This is a genomic window from Dysgonomonas reticulitermitis (genome assembly GCF_054601275.1).
The window spans coordinates 118,519-137,405 of the sequence record NZ_BAAHWU010000005.1 but is presented as its reverse complement, the minus strand read 5'-3'; the positions used below and the strand labels follow the sequence as shown (position 1 = coordinate 137,405).

Below are 18,887 nucleotides of genomic sequence, written 5' to 3'. Positions count from 1 at the left end.
AAAAATTAATCACTACCTTTGCGCCGCTTTATTGACTGGCTCTCTTATTTCTTCTTATCGTTTCGTTTTGGGGTGGGAGTGGGTCAATTGAAAGACTTATTTATCACATAAAATTTTTAATGAAAACATTTGAAGAATTAGGTGTCGCGGCGAATATTCGCAAAGCGATCGAAGAAATGGGATACGAGAATCCCATGCCGGTTCAGGAGGAAGTGATTCCATACCTACTTGGCGAAACCACAGACGTTATTGCTTTAGCGCAAACAGGAACAGGAAAAACAGCCGCTTTTGGCCTACCTGTGTTGCAAAAAATCAATGTGAAAGAAAGTGTGCCTCAGGCACTGATCCTATGTCCTACTCGTGAACTGTGCTTGCAAATTGCAAGTGACTTAGCAGACTATTCCAAGTATATAGATAATTTGAGAGTACTACCTGTTTATGGCGGTTCCAGTATCGACAGTCAGATAAAATCTTTGAAGAGAGGGGTGCATATTATCGTTGCCACTCCGGGTCGTTTGATAGACTTGATCAACCGTAAGACTGTCGATCTTAAAGATGTAAAACATCTAATCCTCGACGAAGCCGACGAGATGTTGAATATGGGCTTTACAGAAAGTATTGATGAAATATTGTCTAAAGTGCCAAGTAGTCGTCAGATGCTTCTTTTCTCTGCAACAATGCCGAAGGAAATATCGAAGATTACCAAAAAATACATGGACAGTCCGAAAGAGATCACCATTGGGCGTAAGAATGAAAGTACAAATACAGTAAAGCATGTATATTATATGGTGCATGCCAAGGATAAATATCTTGCGCTTAAGCGCGTTGCAGACTACTATCCTAGTATATATGGAATTATATTTTGCCGCACACGCCGCGAAACTCAGGAAATAGCAGACAAGCTGATACAGGACGGATATAATGCCGATTCATTGCACGGTGACCTGTCTCAGGCGCAACGCGACTATGTAATGCAGAAATTCCGTATTCGCAATTTGCAGCTTTTGGTAGCTACAGATGTGGCAGCTCGCGGGCTTGATGTAGATAGCCTTACGCATGTTATCAACTATGGCTTGCCTGACGATATAGAGTCGTATACACACCGTAGCGGGCGTACAGGTCGTGCCGGAAAAACAGGAACGTCGATCTCTATTGTCCATGTTAAGGAAAAAGGAAAAATCAGAGAGATAGAGAAAATAATAAACAAGAAGTTTGAACAAGGTACTATTCCTTCGGGAGAAGCTATCTGCGAAAAACAATTGTTTAATCTGGTAGACCGTATAGAGAAAGTTAAGGTGGATGAAGAAGAAATATCTAACCTTTTACCTTCGGTATTCAGAAAACTGGATTGGCTCGAAAAAGAAGATATAATCAAACGTGTTGTCGCTCTTGAGTTTAATCGTTTGATAGAATACTACCGGGACGCGGATGAAATAGAATCTCCGACAGAACGTTCGTCCCGTGATCGTGACGACAATTCATTCTCTCGCCGTAGAGATAGAGACCAACGTCCAAATGGACGTGGGGCAGAGAGAGGGTATTCCCGTTTGTTTATCAATATCGGGCGTACCGATAATGTAAATCCTGCTACACTCATGGGATTGGTTAATGACTTTGTACCTGAAAAGGTAAATATCGGACGTATCGATATTATGCAAAATTTCTCATTTTTTGAGGTTCCGGAAAAAGATGCCCAAAAGGTGATTAAATCTATGAGCCGCCAGGAGCAGAATGGTCGTCGCATATCCGTCGAAGTAGCACAAGGTGGAAGTTCCGATAGAGGCTCTGACCGGGGTGGAGACCGGGGTGGACGTGGCAATTTTGGAGCGTCACGGTCCGATAGGGGGCAACAACGGAGAAATTCAGATTCAAGGCCGAAATCTTCTTCTAAGCCGTCGGATAAAGATAAAGGACATCGTAAAGGACGAAAACCTAAGTTTTCGTAAATAATATAAATATTAATACCCTGGCAAATTTTGTCAGGGTATTTTTTTATCTTTAATTTATACAAAGGACTATTTTAAGTAATCAATAAAAATTAGTCATGTACCTATACTTTCAACCTCTCGTCATTGCGAACCATGTTTCAGGCTACCAATGACAAACAAGCAAGGCACGGTTTGCAAAACCGCGCCGGCGGGGGTATTGTTACTGGTTATCAATGATAATATAATTTTTTTTTGTTTTCTATAAAATTAGGTTCAACAGTTATTTTCCTATCGGTTTTATTATTTTTCTTGCCTCATCTACATCAATCATAAAATAGCCGTCAAAGTAATCTTCATTATCTATTTTTGACAAGTTGGAATTAAATCTATTTACATTAGCGTCAGTAGCATCCAGGAAATTAGCATCTGTACCAATCATAGTTGTTTCAAGCAAACGGATATTTTTTTTGTTTTTATCAGTATAATATCCCAAGTAGACATGTCCCGGCTCAAAAACCATAAGGCTATGTATTCCTATTTTTCTTAATACGCTGCATAGAAAAGCTGTTCCATCGGCACAATTAGCTTGTGAATTATTTAATACCTCACTGCTGAAACGGATGTGCTGACTTAACACATTGGAATTTGAATTACTTGTGGTTGTAATATCGCTGTATCTTACTCCTTTAATTTTCAGAGTATTAAAAATAGCCGCTACTTGTAATATAACCATCTCCTCTCCAGCTTGATAACCCAAAAAAGAAGTCAAATAATAAAATTGCGATTGTAATACATCACTCAAAAATTTATCAATAACCGGGCTATCCTCATTTATATATGCTGCCATTAAAAAATACAAGGGCACGTTTTCTTTTTCGAGATGAGCCGCAAGAACACATTCGTTAATGGAACGGTATTCCAGATTCAAATCTTTGTGTCCGATTTCTTTGCCGGATTCATCGTAACAAATAAAGGTTATATCAACATACCCCGGTTGTATCAGGTTTTTTAATTTGTCGTATTTCCATTTTATTATTGGAATTACATTTCGTTCTTCCAGTACTCCGGTTTCATGTATTTCAGTTTCATAATTCAATTCACTTTCTTCAATAACTATTTTCATATCCTTTTCCAACGAAGAACTAAGGGTAATTTTGAAAAAAGGAAGAGTTTCATTCTGTTGTTTTTCTATTTCTTTTAGTCCAAAAATCAGAGAAGGATATATCACATTTTTCAAATCGGAATCATAAGTTACCTCAAATTTAACCTCGTTCGTATTTTCGATATAAAGTCCAAAAATGACAAGCCCAATAAATCCTATCACTATGCCTAAAATAACAAGTCCGATCGTTTTACCTGTCTTTTTCTTTTTATCAGGAAGAACAGGTTGTGATAAGGGCTTGTTTACTCTCTTTATCGTAGGAATAGCTTGTGGTTTGGAACTCGGAGCATTAGGAACAGGTGGTGGCATCACTCCAAAAAGACTTTTTAACTCCGACGCATCTCCCGCCGGTTGCCAATCACTCATTCCTTCCGACCAGACAAGCGTGTCTTTTTGAATACCCTTTTCTTTCAATTCATCCAATGAGAACGGTCCTTGTTGTTGACCGTTAATAATGACATAAAAAAATTTCATAAAATAGTGCGTTAAAATTATTATGATCCAAGATTGGAAATAATACTAATTATTAATATTATAACACCTATAGCTATAAGACCATTAAGTATAAAACTACCCCAAAAAACACATACAATAACTATAACGGCGATAAGTATAACAATCGCTATTACAGCTAAAAGTGTTTGATTTCCAAAATTCGTTTTTTGTTCATTATTACTTGGTGTTCTTTGACTAAGCGGCGGCGGTGTCACTCCAAAAAGACTTTTTAATTCTATCACATCTCCCGCTTGTTGCCAATCACTCATTCCTTCCGACCAGACAAGCGTGTCTTTTTGAATACCCTTTTCTTTCAATTCATCCAATGAGAACGGTCCTTGTTGCTGACCATTAACTATGATATAAAAATTCATAATATATTGTATTAAAGTTATTAATATATTAGTAATCTGTATTGTCCTATCCTTCCCATACGCACACAAAAAAAGCGTGGACAAACTCCGAATATTTGCTTATTGAGGTCTTCGACTACCTTGCTGCCAAATAAACGAGTAAAGCCCACGCCGTAGCGTGAGCGTCATCGCTTTACTCTTGGCAGACACTTCGTTCCTGTGATTATTAATTCAACTGCTGATTCGTAATAAAAACAAAAAGCACCGGCAAAATCTGCCGATGCTTTTATATATTTCATGTCTGTTCTCACCAGGCAAATAATGGATAATCTTTCATTATTGCGTTTACTTTCTCACGGACAGACCTGATCGTTTGTTCATTCTCCGGAGAAGAAAGAACTGTGTCTATCATTTCCACAATCTCACTCATCAATGGCTCCTTAGCGCCACGCGTAGTGATCGCAGGCGTACCGAAGCGAAGTCCTGATGTAAGGAACGGACTGCGGCTATCGAAAGGAACCATATTTTTGTTTGTGGTGATATCTGCTTCCACAAGAACTCTTTCTGCCAGTTTACCTGTCAGTTCTGGGAACTTAGGACGAAGGTCTATCAGCATGGAGTGATTGTCTGTTCCACCCGATACAACTTTATAACCTTTATCGATGAATGCCTGAGCCATTACAGCAGCATTTTTCTTAACCTGTGCCTGATAAACCTTGTATGACGGATCAAGAGCTTCAGCAAAAGAAACAGCTTTGGCTGCTATTACATGCTCAAGCGGCCCGCCTTGTATTCCCGGAAATACCGCAGAATCCAATAATGCCGACATCATGCGCACTTCTCCTTTCGGAGTTTTCTTTCCCCAAGGATTTTCAAAGTCTTTTCCTAACAGGATAGCGCCTCCGCGAGGTCCGCGCAGCGTTTTATGAGTAGTAGTAGTTACGATATGCGCATGAGGCAAAGGATTATTCAACAATCCGGCAGCTACCAATCCGGCAGGATGTGCCATATCTACCATAAAGATCGCTCCTATTTCGTCAGCAATCTTACGGATACGTGCATAATCCCAATCACGAGAATAAGCAGATGCTCCTGCTATAATTACTTTCGGTTTTTCCTGACGGGCTACTTGTTCCAATTGTTCGTAATCTACTTGTTCGGTATCCTGACGTACATTATATTCAAGCGCATGGAACATTAGTCCTGAAAAATTAACGGGCGAACCGTGTGACAAGTGTCCGCCATGCGACAAGTTCAAACCTAAGAATTTATCTCCGGCTTGCATACATGCCAGAAATACGGCCGCATTAGCTTGTGCTCCCGAGTGAGGTTGAACATTAGCCCACTCTGCACCGAATATTTCTTTCAGGCGGTCGATAGCTAATTGTTCGCTTAAATCTACAATTTCGCACCCTCCATAATATCTTTTCCCGGGATAGCCTTCAGCATATTTGTTGGTTAAATAAGAACCCATAGCTTCCATTACCTGTTCGCTGACAAAGTTCTCAGACGCGATTAACTCAATACCTTTCAACTGTCGCTGATGCTCTCTTTCGATAATATCAAAAATGGCAGTGTCTCTTTTCATAAGTAGATTATTTTATTAATGAGATAAAAATATTATACGCAAAGGTAACGATTATAATAATCGGACGATAAGCTTTACATCAAATTTATTCTTATAGCTTTGTAAGAAAATATTTGTTATGATTATCTTTAGCACATGAAATTATTCGAAAACAACAGGAACGTGTTCAAATATCTGTTTATAGCAATAGCTGTAATCATCGCCTTGGCATCTCTTGTTGTTTCAAATTATTTAGTGAAAAGCCTATCGAAAGAAGAACGGAATAAAATAGAAATATGGGCGGAGGCAACTAAGGAAATGGCCACCGACACTGTCAACCTCAACGTGAACCTCTTACTGAAAATATTGACCAGCAACAAGACTATACCTGTAATTCACTATGATAAGAAAAGTGATTTATATACTTCGGCCAATATAGAATTACCCGAATCGGACAAGCAGGAATTTCTAAAACAAAGGGCAGAAGATTTTAAGAAAAAGCATGACCCGATTATTATCGAGATTGAAGACTTCGATCAGTACGTATACTACTACGACTCTTACACATTAAAACAGCTACAATTATATCCGTATATCCAACTTGGCGTACTTTTCATTTTCATGATCACTGCGTTTTTTGCTTTGTTTTCAACCATGAAAATGGAGCAGGACAGGCTCTGGGTAGGCTTATCTAAAGAAACGGCGCATCAACTCGGAACTCCTATATCTTCCTTATTGGCATGGATAGAATACTTAAAGCTGAAAGAGACTGATCCATCGACACTGCTTGATATGGAGAAGGATGTAAATCGCCTGCAAATAATAACGGACCGTTTTTCCAAAATCGGTTCAACACCTACATTGGAAAAGAAAAATATAGCCGATGTTATTCAACAGTCCATTGCATATCTCGAAAAAAGAATATCAAAGAAGGTGGACTTCGAACTACAGGTATCCGGTACGCCGCTATTTACCGAGATTAGCGAACCACTTGTAAGTTGGGTTATAGAAAACCTTACTAAAAACGCAGTGGATGCAATGGGGGGACAAGGTAAAATCACTTATACAATATCCGACAAAGGGAACTTCCTGAGTATCGACATTCGGGACACCGGAAAAGGAATCCCCAAATCGAAATTCAAAACCATTTTCAATCCCGGATACACAACCAAAAGCAGAGGTTGGGGACTTGGCCTGTCTCTTGGCAAACGGATTATTGAATCGTACCATAAAGGAAAAATATATGTAAAATCTTCCGAAATGGGTGTCGGGACAACTTTTTGTATCGAATTAAAAAAGTCTAATGAAATGAAGAATTAAAAATCGGACAGTTCCTATTACCTACTACTCATAACTCCTTTGACTACTGATTCGAATTTTTTTCCTATTTTTGTAACAATTCGTTTACATTTTAACAATTAAATAATCTGATGACTAAATTTTCCAGAGCTTTTTGGGTCGCCAATTTTGTAGAACTGTTGGAGCGACTGGCGTATTATGCCGTTTTTATTTCACTAACCCTCTACCTCTCCAGCATCTGGGGATTCTCCGACATCGAAGCAGGTATTATTGCCGGTACATTCTCCGCTTTACTCTACTTCCTGCCCACTTTCCTGGGAGCATATTCCGACAAGATAGGCTTCAGAAAAGCCATCATGGCGGCATTTGCACTTCTTACGGTTGGTTACTTCGGACTAGGATTAGTTCCTACCCTGCTCGAAAGCGCGGGGCTGGTAAAATATGGAGCCGCCAATGCGGTAATGGATGAAAGCAGTATATTCCAATCTTTCTTCAAATCGATCGGTGTAGGCGAGTTCGACAGAAGCACTGCGTTCTCAGGATTGAGAGAAAGCGCCCAACAATGGACTATCGTTCCAATACTACTTTTTATCGTCGTAGGGGGAGCATTCATTAAATCCGTTATATCAGGTACAGTAGCAAAGGAAACCACGGCCGACACACGTGCCAGAGGTTTTGCTATTTTTTATATGATGGTAAACATCGGTGCATTCACAGGAAAAACCGTTGTTGACCCGCTTCGCAAAAGTATCGGCGACCAAGGACTGGTATATCTGAATTATTTTTCAGCAACAATGACTCTGATTGCATTGATTGTCGTTTTTTTTATGTACAAATCTACCCAAACCGCCGGACAGGGAAAAAGCTTCTCCGACATCCGGCATGCCCTCGTCAAAGTTTGTAAAAACGGGCGTCTGGTAGCACTGATACTTATCACCAGTGGATTCTGGATCGTACAGCAACAGATGTACGCCTCCATGCCGAAATATGTTATCAGAATGGTTGGGCCTGAAGCTCAACCGGGATGGATAGCCAACGTCAATCCACTTGTTGTATTCCTGCTTGTGAATCTGATAACCACCATAATGAAGAAACGCTCAGCGCTATCGTCCATTATGGTGGGTATGTTCATTATACCATTTTCGGCGCTAATCATGTCGACGGGCAACATGATGGGTAATGAGTATATTTCCATATTTGGGTTATTCACATTGCACCCTGTAACCCTGACTCTGATAATAGGGATTGCCTTTCAGGCATTGGCCGAATGTTTTATCTCACCTCGATTTTTGGAATATTTCTCTCTGCAATCTCCTAAAGGAGAAGAAGGTTTATATCTTGGGTTCAGTCACTTGCACTCATTTGTATCTTCGCTGGTAGGATTTATTGTAGCCGGGGTGTTATTGGATGCTTTCTGTCCCGACCCTAAATCGGAACGGTTTGCCAATTCCACAAACTTCGCCGCCGATTATGCCGCCGCAACAGCAAATGCTCATTACTTGTGGTACGTATTCTTTGCCATAGGGCTGGTCTCTGCTATTTCGCTGGTAATATACGCCAGGGTGATAAAAAAGAATGATGCGAAAAAGACATTATCGGCCGAGCTATAATATTTAGAGCCTGTTTAAATTTTACCAAAACATTTTATTATAGCTCTTTTTTCGTTCATTTTCAGTCTCTTTTTATCTGATTTTTCCCTTTCTTCAGCTTGAATAGCCCGCTATTCGCGCTTCAGAAAAGAAAAAATCATTCTAAAAATAGTTCTGAAAATCGGAACGAATAAAATTTAAACAGGTTCTTATACCATAGAATAGATGGAGCGCCATAGAGTTTTTAATGTTTTGTAGTTGAAAAAATGATATTTTGAATCTGGTCTTTAAAAAGTAGAAACTTTTTTAACAGTTCAGCTATAATTTATATCTTTATGCTCAACAAAACAAAAGCACTATGGATGTAAAAATAGAAGAAAGCTGGAAAGAACAGTTGAAAGACGAATTTGAGAAAGATTATTTCGTAAAACTTACCGGTTTTGTACGAAACGAATACCATACGAAACAAATATTCCCTCCGGCCAAATTTATATTCAATGCGTTCGATCACACGCCCTTTGATAAAGTAAAGGTCGTAATCCTCGGACAAGATCCTTATCACAACGACGGACAAGCACACGGCCTATCGTTCTCCGTACCGGACGGTATCCAAACACCTCCTTCTCTTGTAAACATATTCAAGGAAATAAACCAGGATCTTGGCGCACCCATTCCCCGATCGGGAAACCTTACCCGATGGGCAAATCAGGGAGTAATGCTACTTAACGCCACGCTTACCGTGCAAGCGCATACGGCAGGCTCGCATCAAAGGAAAGGCTGGGAAGAATTTACCGATGCTGCTATCCATAAATTAGCCGAAGAACGCGAAAACATCGTCTTCATACTATGGGGTTCGTATGCCCAGAAAAAAGCCGCTTTCATCGATGGAAACAGGCATTTAGTGTTAAGGTCCGTACATCCGTCTCCGCTATCGGCTCATAATGGATTCTTCGGGAACAATCATTTCAGTACAGCAAATAAATATCTTGCATCGAAAGGTATTGCGCCGATAGAGTGGTAGAGTAAATTTGAAAATGTGCCAATTTGAAAATTTGAAAATGTGCTAATTTGAAGATGGCCGATTTTGCTCCAGTCTGACTGGTTTATTTTCAAATTAGCACATTTTCAAATTTTCAAATTATTTAATTCACTTCGTCACTTCATCTATCAGGTAGAAAATCGATTTGAAGTTAATATCACTGTATTCGCTCATACCGATTTCACATGTGCGGCTGGTTGAATAACCGTCCTTACAGCTTGAAGGTATCTGTTCGTTCAGATGTCGTTGCCCGTGTTTGTTCAACTCAGGATATGTAAAGCCTCTGTCTCCGGCAAAGCCACAACAATTACTTTGTACAAAAGCGACTTCTTTAGAACACATTTTAGCCAATTCCAAAAGTTTTGTTTCCATGCCTATTTTCTTCACAGAACATACAGGAAAAACAGTGACTACCTCACGAGGTTGTTTCACCTGTAGTTTAGGCATTACAAAGTCGAGCATAAACTCTATCGGGTCGTATATCTTCAGATTTTTATTCTCATATGCTTCGTGGAATGTATAGAAGCACGGACTCATATCGAACAGCACAGGGTATTTACCTCCTTCCGATGCTTTAAATAAAGCTTCTTCCAGTTCTTTCGACTTACGCGCACCTTCTTCTTTCAATCCTTTACTACTGAAAGCCATACCACAACACAGATCATTAATACCTTCGGGATAGATGATAGTGAAACCCGCACGCTGTAACAGTTCTTTCGTTTTTTCCGTTAGTTCCACATCGTCCTTCTCATAGCCCTTCGACTTACCCATCGACCGGTTAATACAGGAAGGAAAATAGACCACCTTATCAGGCTGCCCTCCGTTTACGATCGTATCTTTTATCTTGCGGGCTCCTTTCGGCATGTCTTTGTTCCATTTCGGAATCGTTTTAAACGATAATGTCCGCATAGCCGAAGCAATGCCACCCATCAAACTATCGCCCAATATGGAATGGAAGAAGTGAACGAAATTCAATCCGCCGCGCGCCATAGATGTAGTCTCCGCCATATGGCTTCCGATATATCCCGCTACTTTTTTAGCTGTATCCGAAGCTTCCTGATGACGTATTTCTTTTATAAACTTGCCTGTATCTATCTTAACAGGACAGACAAGCCCGCACAAACCGTCTGTCGCGCAAGTTTCATCGGAATAATATTTAGCGTCGCGGAGCATTTGTTTCAACCTCGCCGGATCTTCGCCGGCCACTTTCAATCGCGAAATTTCACGGGCAATAACAATTCGTTGGCGAGGAGATAGCGTTAGTCCTTCGGCCACACAGTTAGGTTCACAAAAACCACATTCCATACACTTATCCACAATCTCATCTACGGCAGGAAGCGGTTTCAGGTTTTCGAGATGTATTTTCGGATTTTCATTGATAATCACCCCCGGATTGATCAATTTATCCGGATCGAATATATCTTTTATCCGCAGCATGATCTTATATGCAGCTTCACCCCATTCTTTTTCTACAAACGGAGCCATATTACGACCTGTTCCGTGTTCCGCCTTAAGTGAACCGTCGAATTTATTGACCACAATATCAGCCAACTCATCCATCATATTGGCATAACGCTGCACTTCGCTTGGTGTACTGAAATCCTGCGAGAAGTTGAGATGCAGGTTGCCTTCCAATGCATGCCCAAAAAGGACAGCATCATGATACTCATATTTTTTGAACAGTGTTTTCAGGGCGATACAAGCCTCTGCCAAGCGCGGGACAGGGAATGCCACATCTTCTATAATGCATGTCGTACCTGTCTTACGCAACCCTCCAACAGAAGATAATAAGCCTTTTCGTGCTTTCCAATTAAAGTTATATTCTTTCGGGTCGGAAGTAAAGCGGTAAGGCCGGATAGTCGGTATAGACTCCACCGCTATGCGAATAGCGGCTTCTTTAGCGTCCATATCCGTTTTTTCATTTGCCTGTATCTCAACCAACAACACACAAGCTGTCTCCGGCATAGCGCGAAAATAGTCCGGTGCATCAGGATCGTCTTCCACCGAGCGAATACTATCCCTGTCCAGCAATTCCACAGCCGACACGGGACTTTCCCGAAGAAATGGCACAGCTTCGCAAGCAAGCTCAATGGTCTCGAAGATCATCAAAGCACAAGCTTTATATTTTTCGTCGGTAACGGTATGGTATGTCAGATCGGAAATAAAAGCCAAAGTACCTTCCGAACCAATCATCAGATGCTTGATTATATCAAACGGATCTTCGTAATCGACCAAAGCGTTGATACTATATCCTGTCGTATTCTTTATTTTGAATTTATGTCTGATACGTTCTTCCAAAACGTTATCAGCTTTTATCTCATCCCTTAGTTCTTCGATCCCCGCGATAATTTCGGGATGTTTTTCTATAAAATCCTTCTTACTCTGTTCATCCGATGTATCCAAAACAGTTCCATCGTAAAGTACAATACGTATATCAGCTATTGTTTTGTACGAATTCTGAGCCGTTCCGCAGCACATCCCACTAGCATTATTCGCAGCTATTCCGCCTATCATCGCCGCATTTATTGATGCCGGATCAGGACCTATTTTACGTCCGAAAGGTTGCAGGTAGATATTCGCGCGTGCGCCGGTAATCCCCGGTTGCAGCTTTATTTTCATCGCGTCATCGTCCAGGATAGTATACTTACGCCATTCGTGCGTCGCTACCATCAATACCGAATCACTGATTGCCTGCCCCGAAAGGCTTGTACCCGCTGCACGGTAAGTTACAGGAATATTTAACCTCGCGGTTTGTTTTATCACCTCTATCGCTTCTTCTTCGGTGTGCACCTGCACCACTATTTTAGGAATCAACCTGTAAAAACTGGCATCGGTACCATAAGCGAGAAGCTGTAAAGGATTTGTAATAATACGTTTAGACGGTATTCTCTCGGAAAGAATATCTTTTAATTGCCGGTAATTAGCGGTTAGCATAACAGTTTTTTTAGTTTTCGGGGATATAAATATTTATCATGCAAATATGCCGCAAGTTATAAAACATATTTGAAAATACCGTTCGAGCGAAGGCTCAGATATCTTGTTGTTAGTAAAATATTATTTATTTTTGTTTCTGAAATATAAGCAACTGTTTAAATTTTTAATTATGATCAAGCACATTGTAATGTGGAAACTCAAAGATGAAGCCCACGGAAATGGCAAAGTAACGAATGCCCGGTTAATAAAAGAAAAACTGGAGGCTCTCTACGGACAGATAGAGGGACTGCATAAAATAGAAGTTGGGATAGACTTTCCCGGCGGTACTAACTTCGACGTTGTTCTCTATTCTGAAATATTATCGGAAGAGGCTTTAGATTTTTATCAAAATCACCCTTTACATCAGGCTTTACTTCCTTTCATCAGAGAAGCAGTAATTGACCGTAAGGCTGTTGATTATAAAATAGAATGACACAGGAAGACATTATACGTGATATCCGCGTCCGTTGCCGACAAGCAATGAATGGAATCGTATCTACCAGCATGCGCAAATGGGGGTTAGACTACAAAGTAAACTTTGGACTGACTATTCAGCAAATCAAAGATGTTTCGAAACGGTATTCACCGGATGCTTCTCTCGCGGAAACCCTTTGGATTGAAAATACGCGGGAGCTGAAAATCATGGGCACTTTGTTGTACCCCGTCGATAAGTATCAGGAAGAAACAGCAGACAAATGGGTACAGGAAATAACGAATCAGGAAATAAGAGAACAGATATGCTTCAACTTGCTTCAAGAGTTGCCTTATGCTGAAAATTTATCGATGAAATGGTCAAAAAATCAAACATCATCAATCCGTACCACCGGCTACTGGCTTCTGTCCCGATTGATGTTATTGAAGAAAAGCAAAGATATCCTTCCCGAATCGCTTCCTTATGTTTGGGAGGATGTTTTATCCGAAGATGCATCTCTTCGAAATGCGGCATTATTAATTCTGAAACATATCGGGCGGTTATCAGAGGATACCGCTGAGACTATTATGCAAAAAATATCGGAATTTCAAAAAAGTGAAGACATTTTGAAACAGGAGATATATAACAGTCTCGATTTCGAATTCGGCTACTTCTTTGACAACTAAGTTACCTCTTTAATAATAAAATTCTATTATGGCTATACTATATCAAGCAGAGGGAGTAAAACTTCCCCCGATGAAAAGGCGGAAAATTACAAATTGGATAAAAACGGTAGCAGATTCCTACCGGAAGAAAACAGGAGATATCGCTTTTATATTTTGTTCGGATGAAAAGATTCTGGAAGTAAATAATCAATATCTGCAACACGACTATTATACGGATATCATCACATTCGACTACAGCGAAGGAGATGTTATATCGGGAGACATATTTATCAGCACAGATACAGTAAAAAGCAATGCCGGCCAGTTCGGCACCGGCTATAATACAGAGCTGAACAGGATAATTATCCACGGTATATTGCATCTTTGTGGTATTAACGACAAAGCTCCCGGCGAACGGGAGCATATGACCGAATGTGAGAATACAGCGCTTGAATTACTGGAAAAATAATCGAGGGCGAACCTCCTCCGGCTCACCCTCGACTTTCTTTGCAAATAGCAGTTGCAAAATTTCCCAAATATTGTAAATAAGTTAAGGCTAAGAAGCCTATTCGACTAGGAAATTAGAATTTGTTTAATCTATATAGATTGTACCTTGAGCAATAGCTTCTCCACTCGCGTTTGTAAATATTATATTATAATATCCACCAGACCATCTTGATGTATTGATCAGCATTTCGCCTGAAGTATCAGGGATATACTGTCTCATATATACAGGTAGGTCTGTTGTCGCATTCAGCACTTTTATATTTACCTTTTCATCCAGAATAATATTTACTTTCAGATAAGAACTGCTCTGATACAACGAGATCGGTTTTACCACAGGTGCAATCGGTCTCAGACTCATTGTGCTCGCTGCACTTTTCGCTAGAGTAGGTTTGTTCGGATTACCTTCCGAAAGGATCATTAACTCGACTTCGGTTATCTCATCCCCGTAAATCTTATCTATCCTCAATGTGTAATAAGTCTCAACAGATGAATACATAACATTTACATTTATAAAAAATGAAACAAATAACAATAGTAATAAGTGATTTTTTCTCATAATAGCAATAGATTAAAATGTCTTCCTCAAACAAAACTACGACACAAAAGGAATAAAAACAATGTACCTCAGCTACCATATAGATATTTGTTTTAAGCGACAGGACTATATTGCTATTTATCAATATATTACATTTACAGAATACTCTTTTCATATAGATTTTTTTTTGAAGAGAAAAAAGATTATATATCTTTGTTATCGTATTTTTTTCATTAAATTGACTAATTTATATCTCATTCGACAACCCCATGCCCCAATTTAAAATTGTCTGTGTATTTTTATTTACAGTCTTTTTGGTTTCCTGTAATTTTCACGGTGGTGCAGATAAAGTCCTGACCAATGTTGAGGCTCTGGTAGATCAGTATCCCGATAGCGCTTTGAGACTATTAGATACCGAAATTTTAGAAAAGAACCTGGATAGAGATGCTTATTACAAATATATCCTACTATATACACAAGCACGAGACCGGAAAAATATGGATATTAAAAATGATACTCTTATTTTTCAGGTTAGAGATTATTATCTGAATAAAAAAGACTTGCTGAAAATAGCTAAGTCTTATTATTATTCCGGTCGTGTATTGGAGTCTCAAAATAAGAAAGAAGATGCCTTATCTATGTATCTGGATGCTGAACTTTATGCTTTACAAACAGAAAACGATAGACTTAAAGGAGACATAGAGTATTCGATCGGAGCTATAAATCACAAGAAATACTTGAAAGATGAAGCTATATCACGATTTAAATTATCAGCTCAATATTACCATAAATCAGCCAATTACAAAAATGAATTTCAAGCTCACAATGGAATAGGCACAGCATTCCTTTTCAAAAAAGAATTGGACAGCAGCTTCTTCTATCTTGATAAGAGTTTACTGTTAGCTCAAAGTATCAAAGATTCGGCAGGTCAAGGGTTCGCATTGCAGAATATTGGAATCGCATACAGAATGACTAAGGACTACCAATCAGCCAGAGCAAAATTCAAGCAGGCTATTCCACTTTTCAAAAAGAATGAAGACAAAGCACGTATTTATCTCAATATAGCTTATTCGTTTAACGATGAGCGAAATCGGGATTCGACACTGTATAATATCAATAATTCTTTGGAATTGATAAAAGGTGATGAAACAAGTTCTTTACGCTCAATGATCATTCAACTACAATCGAGAATAGAAGAAAATGACAAGAATTACGAAAAAGCACTGGCTTTTCAGAAAGAATATGCCGATTATTTGCAGAAAATATTTAAAGAAGCAAATAACCAAGCTGTTTTAGACATTCAGAAGAAATATGATTTTGAGGTAATTCAAAATGAAAATAACCGCTTGCTGATCGAAAAACAATCTGCATCCCTGATCAGACTAGGCTTAATAGTCTTAGTGCTCGGTATGAGTATTTTCATCTATTGGAAAAATGTAAAGAATAAAGAAGCTCTTACCGATGCCGAATTGAAAATATCGCAACTGAACGATATGGCCGAATCCTTCAATAAAAAGGAAAACTCCTTTAAGAAAGTATTGCTGGAACACTTTGATATTTTGAAAAAAGTAGCATTACTTGAAGGGCATATGAGGGACGACGAGAAAAAACAGGGACAAAAATTACTCAAAAAAGTAAACGAAATAATATATAAACAAGAATCTCTCGATTGGAATATGCTAAATGATACCATGAATCAGCTATATAACGGTTTCCCTGAAAAACTACAAGAAAAATTTCCTCAATTGGAAGATGCCGAAGTTAGAATATGTTGTTTAGTTTATGCAGGACTCAACAATAATGAAATAAGTATATTGATGGAATGGACTATCAATACAATCCAAATGAAAAAATCTATTATCAGAAAGAAAATCGGAGTAGAAGGTTATGGAAACCTATCTGACTTTCTGATAAAATTAGAAACTGTTTAAATTTTATAGCAAAGCTTTTTTATAAAAAATTCCTGCCAAACAGTTAACTTTATCGTAACTTTGTAGAACTATACTTCAAAAAGGGAGTAACTTAAACTAATATTTACTAAATGAATAAGATTGTAGACAAAGAGTACTTCTCCGAAAATGTTGTCAAATTCGAAGTAGAAGCTCCCCTTATTGCAAAAAGCCGTAAAGCCGGACATTTTGTAATAGTACGTGTTGGTGAAAAGGGAGAACGTATTCCACTTACCATTGCGGCATCTGACACAACCAAAGGAACTATAACAATCGTCATACAGGCCGTAGGCGATTCATCTAAAAAAATCTGCGCGCTTAATGTTGGCGATTATATTACAGATGTTGTAGGCCCGTTAGGACAAGCCACCCATATAGAAAAATATGGCACGGTAGTTTGTGCCGGCGGAGGTGTCGGAATAGCCCCTATGTTACCAATCATCGAGGCCATGAAAAAAGCCGGCAACAAGGTTATCTCTGTGTTGGCCGCACGTACAAAAGATCTTGTTATATTGGAGAAACAAGTAGCTGAATACTCGGATGAAGTACTGGTCATGACCGATGATGGATCCTTTGGACATAAAGGACTAATAACAAACGGCATAGAAATGATTATCAACAGAGAAAAAGTAGATCTTTGCGTAACGATAGGACCTGCCATTATGATGAAATTCGTTTCTTTGCTCACCAAGAAATATGAGATCCCTACAATGGCTTCCCTCAATACAATAATGGTAGACGGAACGGGTATGTGCGGGGCATGCCGTGTAACAGTGGGAGGTAAAACCAAGTTTGTATGCGTTGATGGCCCCGAGTTTAATGCCCACGAGGTAGACTTCGATGAAATGTTAATGAGACTTAGAGCATACAACTAATTTTTTGAAAAACTATCAGCAGAAAATTATGACAGAACAAGAATATATACAAGCCCGCCGCAATGAGCCATGGAGGGAAGAACTCCGGAAAACGGTAAAAGCAAAAGAACGGGGAGAAAGAGCACGGGTACACATGCCTGAACTAGATCCCGATTATAGAAGCCGTTCACTAAAGGACGAAGTCAATCTGGGATTATCGGCGGAACAGGCTGTTTATGAAGCCGGACGTTGTCTCGATTGTGCAAATCCTACCTGCATGGAAGGATGCCCGGTAGGAATACATATACCTTCTTTCATCAAGAATATCGAACGTGGGAATTTTTTGGAAGCCGCTAAAGTACTCAAAGAAACAAGCGCGTTGCCTGCTGTTTGCGGTCGCGTTTGTCCACAGGAGAAGCAGTGCGAATCGAAGTGTATCTATATACAGAAAATGAAAAAGGAACCTGTAGCAATAGGTTATCTCGAGCGTTTTGCAGCAGACTATGAGCGAGAAAGCGGAAAGATGTCTTTACCGGAACTTGCTCCCGCTAATAATATAAAAATCGCTGTTATCGGATCAGGGCCTGCCGGATTATCTTTTGCCGGAGATATGGCCAAAAAAGGATACGACGTAACTGTTTTCGAAGCGCTGCATGAAATAGGCGGCGTTTTAAAGTATGGTATTCCCGAGTTCCGCTTACCAAATGAGATTGTAGATGTTGAAATCAATGTCCTCCGCAAAATGGGAGTTAAATTTATCAATAACTGCATTGTAGGTAAAACAATCTCTCACGAAGACCTGCACGAAGATGGCTTTAAAGGCATTTTTGCAGCAAGTGGAGCCGGCCTGCCCAATTTTATGAATATTCCGGGTGAAAATCTGATCGGAGTAATGTCATCTAACGAATTTCTTACTCGTGTCAACCTGATGGATGCTTCAAATCCGGAAAGCGACACCCCTGTGCAGATGGGTAAAAAAGTTGCTATCATAGGAGCCGGAAATACAGCTATGGATGCCGTGCGTACAGCAAAAAGGCTTGGAGCAGAACGGGCTATGGTGGTTTACCGCCGTTCCGAAGAAGAAATGCCGGCAAGAATAGAAGAAGTAAAACATGCTAAAGAAGAAGGTATAGAGTTTTATACACTTCACAACCCTATCAGATATGAGGGAGATGAAAACGGCAGGGTACAACGCATGCAGTTACAAAAAATGGAATTGGGTGAACCCGATGCTTCCGGACGCCGCAAGCCAGTCCCTATCGAGGGTGCAACCGAATGGTTTGATGTAGATGAAGTGATCGTCAGTGTAGGCGTATCTCCTAATCCTCTAATCCCATCTACTTTCAAAGGGCTCGAAATAACCAAATGGGGTACCATCGTCGTAGATCAGGAAACAATGCGCTCAGCATTACCGGACGTCTATGCCGGAGGCGATATTGTCAGAGGTGGCGCAACGGTTATTCTGGCGATGGGTGACGGCCGTAAAGCTGCTGCTGCTATGGATAAAGCCTTAAAAGGAAAATAACACTTATCTTATACCAATAAAAGAGAAGAGGTTGA

The 18,887-nt window shown here is 39.7% G+C and carries 15 protein-coding genes; 10 read left to right on the top strand and 5 right to left on the bottom strand.

Features of this window, described 5'->3' with window-relative positions:
- Nucleotides 1-119: 119 nt before the first annotated feature.
- Nucleotides 120-1,946, top strand: a complete 1,827-nt coding sequence (locus tag ACYPZI_RS04410; RefSeq protein WP_459599003.1) for a DEAD/DEAH box helicase — start codon at nt 120-122, stop codon at nt 1,944-1,946.
- A 262-nt stretch (nt 1,947-2,208) separates the two neighbouring features.
- Here ACYPZI_RS04410 and ACYPZI_RS04405 read toward each other — a convergent pair whose 3' ends face one another.
- From ACYPZI_RS04405 to glyA, 3 genes are all read right to left on the bottom strand, one after another.
- On the bottom strand, nt 2,209-3,564 hold the full coding sequence (locus ACYPZI_RS04405) for a DUF4339 domain-containing protein (protein WP_459599001.1): 1,356 nt from the start codon (nt 3,562-3,564) through the stop codon (nt 2,209-2,211).
- Nucleotides 3,565-3,584: 20 nt separating this feature from the next.
- Nucleotides 3,585-3,959 (bottom strand): DUF4339 domain-containing protein, encoded by a 375-nt coding sequence (locus ACYPZI_RS04400; protein WP_459598999.1) that lies wholly within the window; start codon nt 3,957-3,959, stop codon nt 3,585-3,587.
- A 286-nt stretch (nt 3,960-4,245) separates the two neighbouring features.
- On the bottom strand, nt 4,246-5,526 hold the full coding sequence (glyA, locus tag ACYPZI_RS04395; RefSeq protein WP_459598997.1) for a serine hydroxymethyltransferase: 1,281 nt from the start codon (nt 5,524-5,526) through the stop codon (nt 4,246-4,248).
- A gap of 135 nt (nt 5,527-5,661) precedes the next feature.
- Here glyA and ACYPZI_RS04390 point away from each other — a divergent pair, with 135 nt between their 5' ends.
- The 3 genes from ACYPZI_RS04390 to ung all read left to right on the top strand — a co-directional run bounded on the left by ACYPZI_RS04390 (nt 5,662) and on the right by ung (nt 9,414).
- Nucleotides 5,662-6,825 (top strand): sensor histidine kinase, encoded by a 1,164-nt coding sequence (locus ACYPZI_RS04390; protein WP_459598995.1) that lies wholly within the window; start codon nt 5,662-5,664, stop codon nt 6,823-6,825.
- 110 nt (nt 6,826-6,935) lie between these two features.
- The gene (locus tag ACYPZI_RS04385; protein ID WP_459598993.1) at nt 6,936-8,414 is read left to right on the top strand and encodes a POT-type proton-dependent oligopeptide transporter; all 1,479 of its coding nucleotides are present in this window, start codon (nt 6,936-6,938) and stop codon (nt 8,412-8,414) included.
- Nucleotides 8,415-8,751: 337 nt separating this feature from the next.
- On the top strand, nt 8,752-9,414 hold the full coding sequence (gene ung, locus ACYPZI_RS04380) for a uracil-DNA glycosylase (protein WP_459598991.1): 663 nt from the start codon (nt 8,752-8,754) through the stop codon (nt 9,412-9,414).
- A gap of 126 nt (nt 9,415-9,540) precedes the next feature.
- On the opposite strand, the gene ACYPZI_RS04375 is transcribed toward ung, so the two are convergent.
- On the bottom strand, nt 9,541-12,366 hold the full coding sequence (locus ACYPZI_RS04375) for an FAD-binding and (Fe-S)-binding domain-containing protein (protein ID WP_459598989.1): 2,826 nt from the start codon (nt 12,364-12,366) through the stop codon (nt 9,541-9,543).
- A 169-nt stretch (nt 12,367-12,535) separates the two neighbouring features.
- On the opposite strand from ACYPZI_RS04375, the gene ACYPZI_RS04370 reads away from it, so the two are divergent.
- The 3 genes from ACYPZI_RS04370 to ybeY are packed head-to-tail and all read left to right on the top strand — an operon-like array spanning nt 12,536 to nt 13,951.
- Nucleotides 12,536-12,838 carry a Dabb family protein gene (locus tag ACYPZI_RS04370; RefSeq protein ID WP_459598987.1) on the top strand — a complete coding sequence of 101 codons (303 nt, stop codon included), beginning with the start codon at nt 12,536-12,538 and terminating at the stop codon, nt 12,836-12,838.
- Nucleotides 12,835-13,503, top strand: a complete 669-nt coding sequence (locus ACYPZI_RS04365) for a DNA alkylation repair protein (RefSeq protein WP_459598985.1) — start codon at nt 12,835-12,837, stop codon at nt 13,501-13,503. The genes ACYPZI_RS04370 and ACYPZI_RS04365 overlap by 4 nt, the downstream gene beginning before the upstream one ends.
- Nucleotides 13,504-13,531: 28 nt before the next feature.
- Complete coding sequence (gene ybeY, locus ACYPZI_RS04360; protein WP_459598983.1) at nt 13,532-13,951, top strand: rRNA maturation RNase YbeY; 420 nt, start codon at nt 13,532-13,534, stop codon at nt 13,949-13,951.
- Between the two features lie 123 nt (nt 13,952-14,074).
- On the opposite strand, the gene ACYPZI_RS04355 is transcribed toward ybeY, so the two are convergent.
- Entirely contained in the window at nt 14,075-14,485 is a 411-nt protein-coding gene (locus ACYPZI_RS04355; protein WP_459598981.1) for a hypothetical protein, read from the bottom strand.
- 308 nt (nt 14,486-14,793) lie between these two features.
- Here ACYPZI_RS04355 and ACYPZI_RS04350 point away from each other — a divergent pair, with 308 nt between their 5' ends.
- From ACYPZI_RS04350 to gltA, 3 genes are all read left to right on the top strand, one after another.
- Complete coding sequence (locus ACYPZI_RS04350; protein WP_459598979.1) at nt 14,794-16,455, top strand: tetratricopeptide repeat protein; 1,662 nt, start codon at nt 14,794-14,796, stop codon at nt 16,453-16,455.
- A 110-nt stretch (nt 16,456-16,565) separates the two neighbouring features.
- On the top strand, nt 16,566-17,348 hold the full coding sequence (locus ACYPZI_RS04345; protein ID WP_459598977.1) for a sulfide/dihydroorotate dehydrogenase-like FAD/NAD-binding protein: 783 nt from the start codon (nt 16,566-16,568) through the stop codon (nt 17,346-17,348).
- 28 nt (nt 17,349-17,376) lie between these two features.
- A complete protein-coding gene (gltA, locus tag ACYPZI_RS04340) occupies nt 17,377-18,852 on the top strand; it encodes an NADPH-dependent glutamate synthase (protein ID WP_459598975.1) in 1,476 nt (491 codons plus the stop codon).
- Nucleotides 18,853-18,887: the final 35 nt, after the last annotated feature.

Bases quoted from the DNA above. Each gene is read 5' to 3' on its own strand.
- ACYPZI_RS04410 (WP_459599003.1), top strand. From the start codon at position 120: ATGAAAACATTTGAAGAATTAGGTGTCGCGGCGAATATTCGCAAAGCG.
- ACYPZI_RS04405 (WP_459599001.1), bottom strand. From the start codon at position 3,564: ATGAAATTTTTTTATGTCATTATTAACGGTCAACAACAAGGACCGTTC.
- ACYPZI_RS04400 (WP_459598999.1), bottom strand. From the start codon at position 3,959: ATGAATTTTTATATCATAGTTAATGGTCAGCAACAAGGACCGTTCTCA.
- glyA (WP_459598997.1), bottom strand. From the start codon at position 5,526: ATGAAAAGAGACACTGCCATTTTTGATATTATCGAAAGAGAGCATCAG.
- ACYPZI_RS04390 (WP_459598995.1), top strand. From the start codon at position 5,662: ATGAAATTATTCGAAAACAACAGGAACGTGTTCAAATATCTGTTTATA.
- ACYPZI_RS04385 (WP_459598993.1), top strand. From the start codon at position 6,936: ATGACTAAATTTTCCAGAGCTTTTTGGGTCGCCAATTTTGTAGAACTG.
- ung (WP_459598991.1), top strand. From the start codon at position 8,752: ATGGATGTAAAAATAGAAGAAAGCTGGAAAGAACAGTTGAAAGACGAA.
- ACYPZI_RS04375 (WP_459598989.1), bottom strand. From the start codon at position 12,366: ATGCTAACCGCTAATTACCGGCAATTAAAAGATATTCTTTCCGAGAGA.
- ACYPZI_RS04370 (WP_459598987.1), top strand. From the start codon at position 12,536: ATGATCAAGCACATTGTAATGTGGAAACTCAAAGATGAAGCCCACGGA.
- ACYPZI_RS04365 (WP_459598985.1), top strand. From the start codon at position 12,835: ATGACACAGGAAGACATTATACGTGATATCCGCGTCCGTTGCCGACAA.
- ybeY (WP_459598983.1), top strand. From the start codon at position 13,532: ATGGCTATACTATATCAAGCAGAGGGAGTAAAACTTCCCCCGATGAAA.
- ACYPZI_RS04355 (WP_459598981.1), bottom strand. From the start codon at position 14,485: ATGTATTCATCTGTTGAGACTTATTACACATTGAGGATAGATAAGATT.
- ACYPZI_RS04350 (WP_459598979.1), top strand. From the start codon at position 14,794: ATGCCCCAATTTAAAATTGTCTGTGTATTTTTATTTACAGTCTTTTTG.
- ACYPZI_RS04345 (WP_459598977.1), top strand. From the start codon at position 16,566: ATGAATAAGATTGTAGACAAAGAGTACTTCTCCGAAAATGTTGTCAAA.
- gltA (WP_459598975.1), top strand. From the start codon at position 17,377: ATGACAGAACAAGAATATATACAAGCCCGCCGCAATGAGCCATGGAGG.